This window comes from Corynebacterium callunae DSM 20147 (genome assembly GCF_000344785.1).
Taxonomy (GTDB): Bacteria; Actinomycetota; Actinomycetes; order Mycobacteriales; family Mycobacteriaceae; genus Corynebacterium; species Corynebacterium callunae.
Genome location: NC_020506.1, coordinates 2,177,284 through 2,192,991, shown reverse-complemented (window position 1 = coordinate 2,192,991; position 15,708 = coordinate 2,177,284). Strand labels below are relative to the sequence as shown.

The window sequence follows — 15,708 nt, the reverse complement described above, 5'->3', positions numbered from 1 at the left end:
CGGAAAACTTTAAAGGAGAGAAAAAGATTATGAGCAACGGATTCCAGATGCCATCTTCACGTTATGTGCTGCCATCTTTTATTGAGCAGTCCGCATATGGCACCAAAGAGACCAACCCTTATGCAAAGCTCTTTGAAGAGCGCATCATCTTCCTGGGCACCCAGGTAGATGACACCTCTGCAAATGACATCATGGCGCAGCTTCTTGTGCTTGAGGGCATGGACCCTGATCGTGACATCACCCTTTACATCAACTCCCCAGGTGGCTCTTTCACCGCGTTGATGGCAATTTATGACACCATGCAGTACGTCCGCCCAGATGTACAGACCGTCTGCCTCGGCCAGGCAGCTTCTGCAGCAGCGGTTTTGCTTGCTGCAGGTGCTCCAGGTAAGCGTGCGGTGTTGCCAAACTCTCGCGTTTTGATTCACCAGCCAGCTACGCAGGGTACCCAGGGTCAGGTTTCTGACCTGGAGATCCAGGCTGCAGAGATCGAGCGTATGCGTCGCCTCATGGAGAACACCTTGGCGTATCACACCGGCCGTACCCCAGAGCAGGTTCGTATCGATACCGATCGCGATAAGATCCTCACCGCTGAAGAAGCAGTTGAATATGGCATTGCGGATCAAGTTTTTGATTACCGCAAGCTCAGCCGCTAAATTAGCCGCTAGATAGCAAATGGCCAGACCGTTTAAGGTCTGGCCTTTTCTTATGCCTGCTCTTTATACTCGCTTTCTATCCAGCAACCAGCCAATGAGACATCCAAACACAATTCCCCAAAATGGAGCGGTAATTCCTAATAGGTTGAGCTCAGAAACGGTTACTAAGAAACACACCAAAGCGCCGGTGGAAAAGACTCCTGAAAATCCGGCGACAAAGGCATTTTTTAATGGGGTGAGCATGGCGATGCCGGCAAGTGCAGAAATAAAAGATACCGGCATAGCGAGCATAAAACCCACAAAAGTAGGGGAAAAGAGTCCTACTGTAATTGCGCCTAGTGCGGTGACCATGGCGGCAGTGTAGTGGCGCTCGGGTTTTTGACTAGAAACGATAAGTGCATTGGTTGGACCGGTCAGGCAGGTAGAAACATTTCCAATCAAGGCCATCGGTAGTGACCATAATCCAGAAGCAGCCGCTGCGAGATTTACTCCCGGCTTATGGCCTGCTGCCCGCAAAACCGCGATGCCTTGCCCATTTTGCACAATCACCACTGTGATAGCCAGCGGAACTACAAGCTCCATCATGGCAGTTAAGGAAAACTCCGGAGCGGTAAATACCGGTTTTGCCATAATCCCATTGTCTAAAATTCCAGGTGCTAATCTGCCCGACACAATGGCAATGAGGGTACCGATAACAGCTGAAACAGCAACTGGTGGTGCTATTGCCGCAATTCGTGAATTAATGCTCAAAGCCACAAAAACCACCATCATGGAAATGGCAATGAGGGGATCACTCACGCTGGCATCAATTAATTGCAGTCCAAAGCGGAGGAAAATGCCGGCCACCATAGCCATCACAATGGTGGGTGGCAAAACTGCCATGATTCGGCCAATAAGCCCGGTCCAGCCCAGGAGAAATACCACTAGTCCGGTAACGAGGTATGCTCCGATGACTTCGGCAAAGCCCAGGTGAGTGAGCGCATCACCGACAATAACTGTGCCAGGGATTGTCCAAAAATAGGCTTGGGGGCTGCGGTATATAAAAGTAAGGAAAAGGGTAAGCAGCCCATTTCCTAAAAAAGCTCCGAAAATCCAGGAGGAAGTTTGATCGGGGCTGAGATTGCCAGCGGCCGCAGCTGCCAAAATAACCGCAATTGGGCCAGATGCTGAAAAAATTAGCGCAACTAAGCCATTGCCAATTTCTTGAGCGGTGAGATCGCGACGGATCTCGGCGAAGGTGGGGCGGGGGAGTTGGGGAGGTTCAACTGCCAAAAGTAGTGAGCTGGCCAAGGTTTTACTCCAATGCTGGTTGTGGTGAAATGCAGAAAAGGGAAGCTATAAATAGCTTCCCAAGTTCCGGCAGATTTTAGATGCGAGCCAGTGGCTCCTCGATGATCTTGACCTCAGCTTCTGCGGGGAAGCGAGGGATCAGGGAGGTGCAGATGGAACCGATAACTGCGCCACCTGCGAAGAGGAAGAATGCGGAGGTAGGTCCGAAGCCAGCGCCGATGATGAGACCACCGATAGCAGGTCCGGCAATACCGCCCAGGCGACCAAAGCCAGCACACCATGCCACACCTGCTGCGCGGCACTCAGTTCCGAAGAAGTTTGAGGTCAGGCCGTAAGTAAGGACCTGGGTTCCCAGGACGCCGATGCCGGCAAGTGCGATTGCGGAGTACATTAGTGGCCAAGAGGAGATGAAAGGCAAGGCACCGAGGCAGAGTGCAGCCAAGAGGAAAGTGCTGGTAATGATGGTCTTTGCACCGATTTTGTCAGCGAACCAAGAAGCGATCAGGCCACCGAAAACAGCGCCACCGTTGAGGAAGAGCAAGGAGTAGAGGGAATCGTGTGAGGTTGCGCCATTGGACTCCATGATCTTTGGAAGCCAAGTGTTAAGTCCATAGGTGGAAAGCAAGCCGATGAAGCTCATTGCGCCGATCAAGATGGTGCCCATGAGGTACTTGGTGGAGAAGATGCCAGCAAAACCGGTCTTGGCTGGGGTTGCGGTAGTTGCAACATTGTTCACTACAAATTGCTCTGCTGGCAGGGCAAAGCGTGCACAAAGTGCCTGTGCGTCAGAAATACGACCCCGGGAAGTGAGCCAACGTGGGGACTCTGGAAGGAAGAAGAAAGCCATTGGGAAGAGGAAGAGCAATGGGGAAGCACCGATGAGGAAGAGTCCGCGCCATCCTATGTGTACTTCAAGAACCAGCGCCAGCAGGGAAGCTAGAACACCGCCGGCTGGGACACCGGAGTACACAATTGCATTAAAAAGGTTGCGGCGATTAGCAGGAGCGAACTCTGCGATGATAGCGCCACCGGTTGCAACAATCATTCCGACGCCGAGCCCGGTGAGGAAGCGTAGGAAGCCGAAGAGTGCGATGGAGTTAGCAAATGCGGTGAGCGCCATGCCAACAGAGAACCAAGCGATTGCAGTCAGCATCACCTTGCGGCGACCAAGGCGGTCACCAACAGCGCCGGCGGAAAGGGCGCCGATCATCACGCCGATCATGGCGTAGGAACCGAGGGTACCTGCAACTGCTGGGCTCAGGGCACCAATTTGAGTGGGATCTTCGAGCAGAGTGGACAAAACTGCGCCGTAGATGACCAAATCGTAGCCGTCGAAAAGGATGGAAATGCCAACGATCGCTAGGATCGTATATACAGTGGCACGGTGTTTAGGGCTTTGCCAGCTATTGGTTATTGAGGTGGACACGGCGTTCTCCTTGAATAATGTGAATTGATAGCTTTCATTTGCCTGCCGGTGATGTGATTCACATTTAATCCGCTTATGAAAAATGCTGAAACTAGGGAATGCCCTAAACAGTTCTAGGGGGTACCTGTGCGTTGATAAACCCCCGGTCAGGAGAGGTGAGAGTACTTATTTAAGGCCTCTACCAGCTCCATTCGATTGCGAATTCCGAGCTTTTTATACACCCGGGTGAGGTGATACTCCACAGTTTTGGGGGACAGGAACAATTCCATCGCAACCTCTCTATTGGAGTGTCCGGTAGACACCAACTGTGCAATCTCAAATTCCTGTGGGGTAAGCCCACCGGCCTGTTCATTACGCTGGCCCAATCCACCCACGCGCCTTTCGCGGTTGGCCAAAGTTACCATGGCATGCGCGCCCATATCCTGGAACAAGGAGGAAGCGCGGGCAAACTGTTCATCCGCTCGGCGTCTTTGGCCTTGACGACGAAGAGCCTGACCGTATTCAAAATGAACGTGAGCTCGATAATAGGGAAGCGTAAGGGGCGTTAGCATATCGAGGGCGTCGTCGAAAAGCTTAAAACCTCTCTTGACATCCCCACGGTTAATTAACAGCATTGCCTCAGGCACTGAAATCTTGGCATGGATCGACATAATATCCGAGTTCTTAATCTCATTACGGGTGCGTTCGACCAACGTTTCCGCCTTCTTGATTTCACCAATTCGGATGAGGTGAGTGGCGTGAACATCTTGCCAAGGCCAAAAACCAGGTGCATTAACGTATTTCTGAGTGCTGAGTTTTTCTAAATTAGTACCCGCAACGATTGCTCCTGCCATCTCATTACGCTGGGAATACACCCACATGCGACACATCGCCGAAGGCATGGATTGAATAATAAAAGAATCCTGGTCAGTGGAAAGCCTGCGAATATAGGAACGGGCGAGGTCAAGGTTGCCGCGCGCGGTTGCAACTGTGGCACCCGTCCACAACAGCAATGGCTCCAAAAACTTAATACCAAATTGCTCGGCACGGGCCAGTCCAATTTCCACCGTGCGCGCTGCAGATTCCCATTCCCCAAGTAGTAGTTGGGAACGTGCGAGCCAGCCGTCTTGCCACAAACTAATACGCTCAGAACCACTAATAAAGGTGCGGCGTTCCAGTTTTTGACGAGCAGTTACTGGATCATCATGCACCATGGACAGCCATCCCATAGCCATATGACGCCTTTGTGCATGCAAGGTGGTCTCACCCTGAATAGGAATGTCCTCAGGTAGTTTGCCATCCACAATTGATTGACCAATCAGGGAAATGGACTGCGCCTCAATTTTTTCGCCAGCATCATTTTCACCCCAGGCAACTGCGCGTTCGGCCCAGATTAGCAATTCTTCCGGGCGCCAATCCACTAAGTTGAGCAGCACTTTGCGCTGTGCTAGACGCGGGCCGTGAATAGGATCTACGGGGTCTTGGCGCAAGATCTCCTTAGCGGTTCGTTCCAAGTGACTGCGAGCTTCCGATTGTCTGCCCTCGTGAATTGCCAAATATCCCAGCATGGAATCTTGTTGAATACCTTGTTCGCCAAGGTCCAGGGTGGCAGCGCGAATACGGGCCTGGGGAAGGTCGGCAGCGGCAATAAGGGAATCAATGGACTCCAACATGTACTTATTGGCTTCTTCATTACGAGCCGTGCGGTTTGCTGCCAAAGACAATGCATGAGCTGCTTCCATCCAGTGCCCGGCACGTCCCAATTCATAACCACGTTGGGCCAAAGCCTTCACCGCAGGATTATCAGGCGCTAATGCTGCAAATGCTTGGTGCTGTAAAGATTCATCAATTTGATCCCATATCTGATAATAATCTGCAGCCTTCAGATGCAACTCAGACAAAGTATTCATAGGGGTGCGTGATTGCAGTACTGCGCGGTCGATGGGGAAAACCAAATCGAGACGAGGTGCACCGTCAGAGGGCAGCACTCTTAAAAATCCTTCCCGAATGGCTTGGTCGCAGAGTTCACCGGTGGGATCATTTCCCAAATGCTTAACCAGATCAATAGGGCCACCTGCTGGTAGGACGGCCACCGCCAATAAAACCTGCCAAATCTCCCGCGGCGAGATGCTCAGGCGACGTTTAAGATTGGCCCACCAACTTTGTGGAATAGGCACATTAGGATTAGGGGCTTTCCAGTGATCAGGGGATTCCGCATAAAGAACTTCCTTTACGCGGCCATAAACTCCGCCAGTGATTCTTTGAATATCGGTGGCGGTACTAGCACTGATACGACCGCGAGCAGTGGTGAGAACCAATTGGCGGATCTCTTCAATACTCATAGGCGGGAGCACAAATGAGGCATCGGCAATTTCGGATAATGATATTGAAGCGTCCGGGAAAGCTAATTCTTCATTGTCCAAGCCGATCAAAATTAGGACAAAACGTCCAGAGACCATGCGCATGGCAAATTCGATTAGCTTTTGCATAGATTCCACGTCGGCCCAGTGGACATCGTCGATAATTACGACGGTTGAGGCGTCACGGCGATCGATAACTCCGCGAATAGAGTTCGCGGAATGTGCGCCCAGTTTATGGGCAATGTGGTTGAGCAGGTTGCGTTGACTGTTTTGCAGCCATGACAAGGCGGTTACTCGAACAACGGTCCATCCTTGGAGTGCTTCGGAGAGGTGCGTTCCAAATTCCGTTTTACCAGCGCCTGCTTGGCCACTGATATGAAAGAGTTTTCCTTCGCCCGCTGGTAGCTGGGAAATTAGGGAGCTAATTTCCTGGAGCACAATCGAGGCACGAGGCAAGAAAGCCTGGGAGGAAGAAGGGGTAAAAGGAACTGAAGCAACCATAGTCCGATTCTAATACAAAAAAGGGATTCCTAGCTGCTAAAACAGCTAGGAATCCCTAAGTATCTCCAAGGGTTAACCCTGGTCGCCTCCACCAACTGGCAAAACTGAGCCAGTGATATAAGAAGCTTCTTCAGAAGCGAGGAAGCAAATCGGAGCAGCTTGCTCCTCCAAAGTGCCGTAGCGCTTCATCAAGCTGGAATCAATGGTCTGATCCACAATCTGCTGATACCACTTTTCTTCTTGCTCACCCTCTGGTCCGGGGCCGCGCTTGACTGCACGCTCTGGGGCCAAGGTTCCACCTGGTGCAGTTGCCACCACACGAACCTTGTGAGGTGCTGCCTCATGTGCCAAAGCTGACACGATGCCATTAACACCGCCCTTTGCTGCTGCATAAGGCACGCGGTTGATGCCACCAGTTGCAATGGAGGAGACATTAACAATGGTGCCACCACCGTTGTTAATGAGGATCGGCAAGGCTGCACGGCACATCCACAAGGTGGGGAAGAGGCTACGGTTGATCTCCTTAGTGATCTCTTCCTCGGTGTATTCCTGATAAGGCTTTGCCCAAATGGTGCCACCCACATTGTTGATCACAACGTCGAGGTGCTTGAGGTTTTGGGTCGCGAACTCCAGGGAAGAGGTAGCACCCTCAAAGGTCTCAAGGTCAGCAATGAAGGAGGTGACGGTGCCAGCGCCGGCATCCTGCAATTGCTTTGCAACCTCATGAATGAGGGGAGAGCGATCCACCAACACCAGATTGCCGTCTTCATGAGCAATACGATGCGCCACTGCCATACCGATACCTTGAGCTGCACCGGTAACAACAACACCTTGGCCATAAAAACGCTCCGCGGTGATGTGGGAAGGCTTTTCAGAGATACCTTTTCCTACTGGTGCGCTCATTTGTCGGTTGCCTTGGACATGGTGGAGATACCGTGATCTGCGTGCGCACGAATAATGTCACGCGCAGCATTCAAATCACGCTGAGACACGGCGTCGACAAGCTCAAGGTGCTCAGTGGCAATTGCCGGCTCGATCCACTCAGCGCCCGGAAGGGCAGCCTTCATCTCTTTAACAACCTCGAGGTTCTGGTATGCCGCCATCAACGCTTCGTTGTCGGCACGACGGAAGAGGAACTCGTGGAAGTCAGCGTTTGCCTCGGTGAATTTCACTGCATCGAGGATCTTATCGCCATCCAGGTAGGAGTTTGCGGTCTCGGCCAGGGAACGGAAACGCTCGATGTCGCGATCGCTGAGCTTGTGTAGTGCCAGCTCAAGTGCGCCCAACTCCAAAGCCATACGAGCCTGCAACTGGGTAGCGGAGGAGTGAACCTCGCCGGTTGCCATGCCTGGGGTGGAAACCTCAACCAGGTTGAAGTCTTCCTTAACTTCCTCAGCTTCCACGGTGACCTCGGGGCGACCTGCAGCAGGAGCGGCCGCGGAGGTGAACTTCTCGTAGTAGAAGTCCAAAGGTGGGTTCTCGAGGGAGCTCAAGAACTGGCGGACAGCCTCAACCATTGGTGGAGGACCACAAAGGTAAACGTCAGTATCCTCATCTGGCTCATATTCGCCAGTTAGGTGAGCTGGAACGTAGCCCTTACGTGGGTGCTCGGTGTCCTTGTCAGAAAGCACGGTGATGTAATCAAAGTCGAATTTTTCCTTGAAAGCATCAAGGCGATTAAGTTCAACCAGGTCATGAGTGAAGTTTGCACCATAAACCAAGCGAATTGGAACATCGAGCTTATCGTCTAGCGCCAACTTTTCCAGGATGGCCAAGATTGGAGCCAAGCCGGTACCGCCAGCGAGCAACAGGATGGGGCGAACTGGCTCACGCAGGAAGAATGAACCCATTGGTCCAGTGAGGGTGAGCTTGTCGCCGACCTGTGCATTGTCGGTGAGGTAGGTGGTCATAAGGCCGCCAGGGGTGACCTTGACCAAGAACTGAACACGATCAGACTCGGTGGAGGAAGAGAAGGAATAAGAACGGGTCTGCTCAGAACCAGGAACCAAAATGTTCATGTACTGACCAGGCAAGAATGCGAGGTCCTCGCGGTTTTCCAACTCAATCTCAATGCCGATGGTGGACTCGGAGAAACGCTTGATCTCCTTGAGCTCACCATCAAAGGTGGAAGCGCCGGTTTTTGCCAACACGGAGGTGGTGGCAATTTGCAAGATGAGGTCGGACTTTGGAGTCATCTGGCAAGGCAGGCAGTAGCCTTCATCAGCTTCGTCATCAGAGAGTGCATCTTCGATGTATTCGCCCTCATCAAAGTCGCCGGATTCGCAGAACGCTTTACAAGTTCCGCAGGCGCCGTCGCGGCAGTCGAAAGGAATGTTGATACGTGCCTGGTAGGCGGCATCCGCAACGGTTTGGTCTTCTTCGCAATCAATGAAGCGGGTGATTCCGTCTTCGAAGGCAAGTGCAATTTGGTGTGACATTAAGATGCCTCCTAGACGTGGTAGATGTCGACGATGTGATGAATGTAGTCGTTAGCCAAAACGACCTTCTTCTTCAGGATCTTGGGAGTTTCGCCAGAAACATCAAGAGTCATGAAGGTGTGACCGAAGTAGGTATCGGTGGTGTTGTAGCGGTAGTAGAAGGTGATCCAGTTGAAACGGATATCAACTTCTCCATCACGACGCTCCAGGATTTCCACATTGGTGGTGTTGTGGCCGGTGCGTGGCTCAGGCAGGGAAGTGGAAGAAGAGCGCTCGGTACGGATACGGAATACGCGGTCTTCCAAACCACCACGGTTTGGGTAGTAGATCAAAGAGATTTCAGTTTGTGGGTTCTCGGTGAGTTCACCATTGTCATCCCAGGCTGGCATCCAGAATTCAGCGTCCTCGCGGTAGCACTGGATCCACTCTTCAAACTTGCGATCGTCGAGTAGGCGGGCTTCGTAGTAAAGAAAATCTTCGATCTCAGAACGGGTGATGGTGGCAATTGCAGCGGTCATGAACTTTTCTCCTTAAAAAGATGCTTTTCGACGATTAGTTGCGGGTACGGCGACGGCGGCGTGGCTCAGCGTCAGAAGACTTGGCTGCAGCCTTTGCTTCTTCGCGCTTGTGTGCAGCTGCAACAGTTGCTGCTGCGGTAGCAAGATCATCAGCCTGCTCTTTTTCCTTGATGCTCTGCTTGTTCACTGCAGCCTGCATCAGTTCATGCCAGTATGCGTGCTGAATTGGGTAGAGGCCTTCATCTTCGGTACGAGCGCCGGAGGAGAGAACTTCGTTCATGCCCAGACCCTTTGCAACTTCATTTGGACCCTCAACCTGGTGGCCAAGACCGCGGGTCATGTCATTCCAAGGGAATGCAGTTGCCTGGTAGGTCTTCTGGCAAGAGCGGAACTCTTCCAGGTCATCTGGGGTTGCCATGCCGGTTGCGTTGAAGAAGTCCTCGTACTGGCGGATACGGTTAGCACGGGCTTCTGCGGACTCACCCTTTGGAGCGATGCAGTAGATGGTGACTTCGGTCTGATCAACAGAGATTGGACGGAAGTGACGGATCTGAGAGGAGAACTGATCCATCAGGTAGACGTTAGGGTAGAGGCAAAGGTTGCGGGATGCGCCAACCATGAACTCGCCCTTTTCTTCACCGAACTGCTGCTTGAACTCTTCGCGGCGCTCGTGGAGAGGACGATCCTCTGGGTTGCCCCACCACATCCAAAGGAGCATGTGGCCGTAAGGGTAGGAGAAGTATCCGCCACCTTGCTTGCCCCAGGTGCCAGCGTCCATTGCCTTGGTTTCATTGGCGGATTCACCGGTGCCACGACGGGAAGTGGTTGCAGCGTAGTTCCAGTGGGTGGAGGAAACGTGGTAGCCGTCAGCACCGTTTTCGGTCTGTAGCTTCCAGTTTCCGTCGTAGGTGTAAGTGGAGGAACCGCGTAGTACTTCCAGGCCTTCTGGGGACTGATCTACCAGCATGTCGATGACGGTGCGGGTGTCGCCGAGGTGCTCCTCGAGGGAAACAACGTCAGGGTTGAGGGAACCGAAGAGGAAGCCACGGTAGGACTCGAACTTAGGGACGCGACGCAGATCGTGAGAGCCTTCCTGGCGGAAGTTCTCTGGGTAGGCGCCTTCCTTCTCATCCTTAACCTTGATAAGTGCACCGTCGTTGCTGAAGGTCCAGCCGTGGAATGGGCAGGTCAAGGTGGTGCGGTTGTCAGTCTTGCGACGGCAAAGCATTGCGCCACGGTGGGAGCAAGCGTTGATTAGGCAGTTTAGGGTGCCGTCCTTGGAACGGGTGATAACGATTGGCTGACGTCCGATATAGGTGGTGAAGTAGTCGCCTGGATTAGGGATCTGGGACTCGTGAGCCAGGTAAATCCAGTTGCCTTCAAAGATGTGGCGCATCTCCAGCTCGAAGATCTCTGGGTCGGTGAAGATGTTGCGGTTAACACGGACAATACCCTCTTCTGGGCGGTCCTCGAGTGCATGGTCCAAAACTTGTTGAACGTTATCAAGGTTCTCGATTGGTGTGGACATTGGAAACCTCCGTGGTCTGTCTTTGAATAGGGAGTGCCAACCGGCTGTCATGTTTGGTTCTGGCTCTAGAGCGCTAAGTGACTTTTGAGGGATTGAATGAACCCCTCTGGTGGCGTAACACCAACAATGCCTGAGGAATGAGCTGAATCACATTAGGGGAATTTCTAGGGTTTGTTCGGGGGGTTGTGTTCGCAAGGTGGTATTTTTGGGTTCGAAATGTGGAATGACCAGGATTTTTATGTTCAATTTGCACAAAAATGTCATCAAAAACCGCTTAAATGACTTTTTAGGGGTATTGACGGATCGCATGAATCAGGCCACAGTGTTGTTATCCAGTTGATCGGATCACAATGAAAAACTTCGTTGAAGGTCTTTTGGAAACTGGCTTCGAAATCACCCCCACTAGCGAGGGTTGAACGTATCTCCACCCCCTTTAATTACCCTCTGTATTTAGGAGTATGGCATGACCTCTGTCGAGCAGAACATCGATCCAACCGCCCAGGACTCGGGCAACAAGGCCACTGACAAGTTCAAGGCGAATCGCGTTTCTTCCGACACCTCCAAGGAGCGTGCAAATGCGATTTTCACCGATCTGCTTGCCGCAATCGCTGAGGTAGCTCACAAGCACGAGGTCACCTACGAGGAGTACAACGTCCTCAAGCAGTGGATGATCGACGTCGGAGAATACGGCGAGTGGCCACTATGGCTCGATGTTTTCGTTGAGCACGAGATCGAAGAGATCAACTACAACCGCCACGATTACACCGGCACCAAGGGTTCCATCGAAGGCCCTTACTACGTACAGAACTCCCCTAAGCTTCCTTGGAACGGCGAAATGCCAATGCGTGACAAGGACAAGGCTTGCACCCCACTCTTCTTTGAGGGCCAGGTTACTGACCTCGAGGGCAACGGCCTCGGCGGCGCTGAGATCGAACTCTGGCACGCAGATGAGGATGGTTTCTACTCTCAGTTCGCACCAGGTCTTCCTGAGTGGAACCTCCGTGGCACCATCGTCACCGACGAAGAGGGTCGCTACAACATCAAGACCCTGCAGCCTGCTCCTTACAAGATTCCTCACGACGGCCCAACCGGCTGGTTCATCGAATCCTACGGTGGACACCCATGGCGTCCAGCTCACCTCCACCTGCGCGTTTCCCAACCTGGCTACCGCACCATCACCACCCAGCTTTACTTCGACGGTGGCGAGTACGTGGAGAACGACGTTGCAACCGCTGTTAAGCCAGAGCTCATCCTGAACCCGTCCGTAGCTGAAGACGGCAACCACGTCACCTACCCATTCGTGCTGGACAAGGAAGACTAATCTTCCGTTGATTTCTGCCCGATAAACTAGAGTCCCGTTCACCTTAATGGTGACGGGACTTTTCATACGTAAAGGAAAGAATCTATGTCTGGTCTAAAAATTGTAAAAGTAGAATCCCGAATTCTTGACGTTCCCCTCATTCGCCCGCACGGCTTTGCCACCACTGTCTCCACCGAGCAGCACATTCTGCTCGTCTCCGTGCACCTAGAAAACGGCATTATTGGCTATGGCGAAGGCGTTGTCCCGGGTGGTCCGTGGTGGGGCGGCGAGTCGGTAGAAACCATGAAAGCGCTTGTCGACGGCTACCTCGCCCCAGTGCTACAGGGTCGTAGGGTCTCTGAGCTTGCAGGGATCATGGCGGACCTGGAGCGCGTAGTCGCGCGCGGCCGTTACGCAAAGGCAGCGGTCGACGTCGCAATGCACGATGCCTGGGCGCGCACCCTTGATATTCCAGTTCGGGACCTGCTTGGTGGCACTGTGCGCGACAAGGTTGACGTGACCTGGGCGCTGGGCGTTCTGCCTTTGGACGTTGCCGTTGCGGAAATCGAGGAGCGCATTGAAGAATTTGGCAACAAGTCTTTCAAGCTCAAGATGGGTGCCGGCGATCCGGCTGAAGATACTCGCCGAGTTGCAGAATTGACCCGCGAGGTGGGCGATAAGGTGTCCATTCGTATTGATATCAACGCACGTTGGGATCGTCGTACCGCATTGCAGTACCTGCCAATCCTGGCTGAGGCTGGCGTTGAACTTTTTGAGCAGCCTACCCCTGCCGATGACCTTGAGACTCTGCGTGAGATCACCCGCCGCACCAACGTTTCTGTGATGGCTGATGAGTCCGTATGGACCCCAGCTGAAGCATTGGCAGTGGTAAAAGCTCAGGCAGCTGACGTTATTGCACTGAAGACCACTAAGCATGGTGGACTTCTGGAATCTAAGAAAATCGCTGCCATTGCTGAAGCAGGTGGCCTTGCTTGCCATGGTGCAACTAGTCTTGAAGGCCCAATTGGTACTGCTGCGTCTTTGCAATTTGCTGCTGCAACTAAGGCTATTTCCTATGGCACCGAGCTTTTTGGGCCGCAGCTACTCAAGGACACCTATGTGGTTCAAGAGTTTGAGTACAAAGATGGTCAAGTTGCAATCCCACAAGGTCCAGGCCTAGGCGTCGATATTGACCTGGATAAGGTTAACTTCTATACCCGCAAGTAATTTTAAGGAGGTTTAAATGCTGTTTTTGGCACGTATGGACGTAGTTTTCCCGGACTCCATGGATCCCGAGGTTATGGCCGATTTCCAGGTTAAGGAAAAGGCTTATTCTGCAGACCTGCAGTCTCGTGGAATCATGAAGGCTATCTGGCGAGTTGTTGGGGAATATGCCAACTACTCCATCTTTGATGTTGATGATCATGATGAATTGCACGCTATCTTGAGCGGTTTCCCCATGTTTAAGTACATGAATGTAAAAATTACTGCGCTAGCAAAGCATCCAAATGCGTTGGAGTACTACCTTAAGGGCTAGATTCTTCAACTAAACCGCATTCCCCTGCCTGAGGGATGCGGTTTTCATTTTGCTTAAAATTAGAACATTTGTTTGTTAGAACTCTTGTTTGTGTAGCGATAGGGAAGTAGGATTAGTGATAGTAATCAATCTGGGGAATTGAACTTAGGGGGCGTCAAGAATGGCGTACTTTTCACACCAAGATCCAAGCTGTTCAGAAAGCAAAATTAACTTCCAACTAGCGCAAATGGAAATCCAGCGCTGGTGTCTTCTAATTGATGATCCATCAGTGGATGCTAGTTCCTTGATGATGGAACTTAAGTCCGTTACCGGAGAATCAAAACGCTTTATCGCTCAGGCGATCGATGGAGTTTGGGCTCTAAAAAGCCTTCCTGCTTTGCGGGTGGTGGTGGAAACTCATTTCCATATCCGCATTCCCTACCTTGCACGCATTATGCAAGCTGTAAAACAAGCGGAGGAGGAGCTGTGGCCAGAGCTTGATCTACGTATCGCAGAGCGCCTGAGTCCGCGAGTTCCAGGGCAGATTCTAATGGAAGCTTCGGCGATGGCAGGGCTAATTACCAGGTGGATTAAAGAGTTGGATCCCACCTTTACTGGCAAAAAGAAAGGGCTCAGTGGGCAAGACCGTTCATTGGTATTTCGCCACAGTGAGGGGCGTACATATTTTAGTGGGGATTTTGATGCAGTTACTGGTCAGCGCTTTCAAAAGGTCTTGGAAAAGATAAGGGTTAAAGGTGGTAATTTGGCTGATGCCTTGGTGGATTTCCTGGATCGGAAGACCGAAGTAAAGATCGTGGAACATCTCTTTACCCCACTGGTTGGGGGAGTGTCATGGTTGCCGGGTGCTGGATTTCTATCGCAGGAAGAGTCTGCGCTTTTGGGTGATATGGCAACGCACACTATTGAAATGGATGATGTTGCTACCCGGGTTGAAAAGGGCTATACCCCAAGTCCTTTGCTTAAACTTTATGTCATGGTCAGGGATGGAACCTGCCGACATCCTGGGTGTACGGTATTGGCCCAGAATTGCCAGATTGACCATGTGATCCCCTTTGGGGAAGGTGGGCTCACGGTGATGTGGAACCTCCAGTGTTTATGTGCACATCACCACAATATGAAAACAGACAAGAGGATTAAGGCGACTATTGATGCCATGGGCTGGGTGACGTGGATCGGACCGTGCAATCGGCCGGTAGTCACTGAACCTAGTGGGCCGTTGGCGCAAGAAATGCCAACTGGTAAGTGGGGTCAGACTCTGGCTGATCGTATGGAAGCTAGCTTGAAGCGTCTGCGCAGTTCATTGGAGAGGGAGGGAGAGTAATCCCTTATGCACACCCCTGGTTAACCCCTGGGTGTTCTAGTTTGTGCTGGTTGCGTAATCCTTGGGAGGGGCTGACTAGTTCGCAATGTGAACAGGTTGTCACAGCACTCATTAACACCTACTTTGAGATGCATATCACTACAGTAGAAAGGCCTCTCATGGAGATTCCACACTTCGCCCCAACCGGAGATGACTTTGCTCCTTTGCACTTCCCGGAGTACCGAACCACCATTAAGCGCAATCCAAGCAACGACCTCATCATGGTCCCCAGTCGCCTCGGCGAGTCCACAGGACCAGTATTTGGCGACCGTGACTTAGGGGATATTGATAATGACATGACCCGCGTCAATGGTGGCGAGGCCATTGGTCAGCGTATTTTTGTGCATGGCCGAGTACTGGGATTTGATGGCAAACCTGTTCCACATACCTTGGTGGAGGCATGGCAAGCCAACGCCGCAGGCCGCTACCGTCACAAGAATGATTCCTGGCCGGCGCCGCTGGATCCGCATTTTAACGGAGTTGCTCGTACCCTCACCGACAAAGACGGCCATTATCATTTTTGGACTGTGATGCCCGGTAATTATCCATGGGGCAACCACCACAATGCCTGGCGGCCAGCTCATATCCACTTCTCTTTGTATGGACGCCAATTCACTGAGCGACTGGTTACTCAGATGTATTTCCCAAACGATCCACTATTTTTCCAGGATCCTATTTATAACGCAGTTCCTGCTGGTGCTCGTGAACGCATGATCGCCACCTTTGACTATGACGAAACCCGCGAGAACTTTGCCCTTGGTTATAAGTTCGACATTGTCCTTCGTGGCCGCAACGCCACTCCGTTTGAGTAAAGG

Annotated in this window: 13 protein-coding genes; 6 read left to right on the top strand and 7 right to left on the bottom strand. The window is 52.1% G+C overall.

Annotated elements, in window-relative coordinates:
• The first annotated feature begins 29 nt into the window (after window positions 1-29).
• A complete protein-coding gene (locus tag H924_RS10250) occupies window positions 30-656 on the top strand; it encodes an ATP-dependent Clp protease proteolytic subunit (protein WP_015651897.1) in 627 nt (208 codons plus the stop codon).
• A 63-nt stretch (window positions 657-719) separates the two neighbouring features.
• Here H924_RS10250 and H924_RS10245 read toward each other — a convergent pair whose 3' ends face one another.
• The 7 genes from H924_RS10245 to benA form a co-directional block, all read right to left on the bottom strand.
• Window positions 720-1,946, bottom strand: coding sequence for a benzoate/H(+) symporter BenE family transporter (locus H924_RS10245; RefSeq protein WP_015651896.1), 1,227 nt, complete (start codon window positions 1,944-1,946; stop codon window positions 720-722).
• Between the two features lie 76 nt (window positions 1,947-2,022).
• A complete protein-coding gene (locus tag H924_RS10240; protein WP_015651895.1) occupies window positions 2,023-3,372 on the bottom strand; it encodes an MFS transporter in 1,350 nt (449 codons plus the stop codon).
• A gap of 146 nt (window positions 3,373-3,518) precedes the next feature.
• Window positions 3,519-6,212, bottom strand: a complete 2,694-nt coding sequence (locus H924_RS10235) for a helix-turn-helix transcriptional regulator (protein WP_015651894.1) — start codon at window positions 6,210-6,212, stop codon at window positions 3,519-3,521.
• A 72-nt stretch (window positions 6,213-6,284) separates the two neighbouring features.
• On the bottom strand, window positions 6,285-7,115 hold the full coding sequence (locus H924_RS10230; protein ID WP_015651893.1) for a 1,6-dihydroxycyclohexa-2,4-diene-1-carboxylate dehydrogenase: 831 nt from the start codon (window positions 7,113-7,115) through the stop codon (window positions 6,285-6,287).
• Window positions 7,112-8,650: a benzoate 1,2-dioxygenase electron transfer component BenC gene (gene benC, locus H924_RS10225; protein ID WP_015651892.1), complete on the bottom strand. Its 1,539-nt coding sequence runs from the start codon at window positions 8,648-8,650 to the stop codon at window positions 7,112-7,114. Before benC ends, H924_RS10230 begins: the two co-directional genes overlap by 4 nt.
• A gap of 11 nt (window positions 8,651-8,661) precedes the next feature.
• The gene (gene benB / locus H924_RS10220; RefSeq protein ID WP_015651891.1) at window positions 8,662-9,168 is read right to left on the bottom strand and encodes a benzoate 1,2-dioxygenase small subunit; all 507 of its coding nucleotides are present in this window, start codon (window positions 9,166-9,168) and stop codon (window positions 8,662-8,664) included.
• Between the two features lie 34 nt (window positions 9,169-9,202).
• The gene (gene benA, locus H924_RS10215; RefSeq protein WP_015651890.1) at window positions 9,203-10,696 is read right to left on the bottom strand and encodes a benzoate 1,2-dioxygenase large subunit; all 1,494 of its coding nucleotides are present in this window, start codon (window positions 10,694-10,696) and stop codon (window positions 9,203-9,205) included.
• A gap of 463 nt (window positions 10,697-11,159) precedes the next feature.
• Here benA and catA point away from each other — a divergent pair, with 463 nt between their 5' ends.
• From catA to pcaH, 5 genes are all read left to right on the top strand, one after another.
• Window positions 11,160-12,017 (top strand): catechol 1,2-dioxygenase, encoded by an 858-nt coding sequence (gene catA, locus H924_RS10210; protein ID WP_015651889.1) that lies wholly within the window; start codon window positions 11,160-11,162, stop codon window positions 12,015-12,017.
• 84 nt (window positions 12,018-12,101) lie between these two features.
• Window positions 12,102-13,223 carry a muconate/chloromuconate family cycloisomerase gene (locus tag H924_RS10205; RefSeq protein ID WP_015651888.1) on the top strand — a complete coding sequence of 374 codons (1,122 nt, stop codon included), beginning with the start codon at window positions 12,102-12,104 and terminating at the stop codon, window positions 13,221-13,223.
• A 16-nt stretch (window positions 13,224-13,239) separates the two neighbouring features.
• A complete protein-coding gene (gene catC, locus H924_RS10200; protein WP_015651887.1) occupies window positions 13,240-13,533 on the top strand; it encodes a muconolactone Delta-isomerase in 294 nt (97 codons plus the stop codon).
• Window positions 13,534-13,693: 160 nt separating this feature from the next.
• Complete coding sequence (locus H924_RS10195; RefSeq protein WP_015651886.1) at window positions 13,694-14,854, top strand: HNH endonuclease signature motif containing protein; 1,161 nt, start codon at window positions 13,694-13,696, stop codon at window positions 14,852-14,854.
• Window positions 14,855-15,012: 158 nt separating this feature from the next.
• On the top strand, window positions 15,013-15,705 hold the full coding sequence (pcaH, locus tag H924_RS10190) for a protocatechuate 3,4-dioxygenase subunit beta (protein ID WP_015651885.1): 693 nt from the start codon (window positions 15,013-15,015) through the stop codon (window positions 15,703-15,705).
• Window positions 15,706-15,708: the final 3 nt, after the last annotated feature.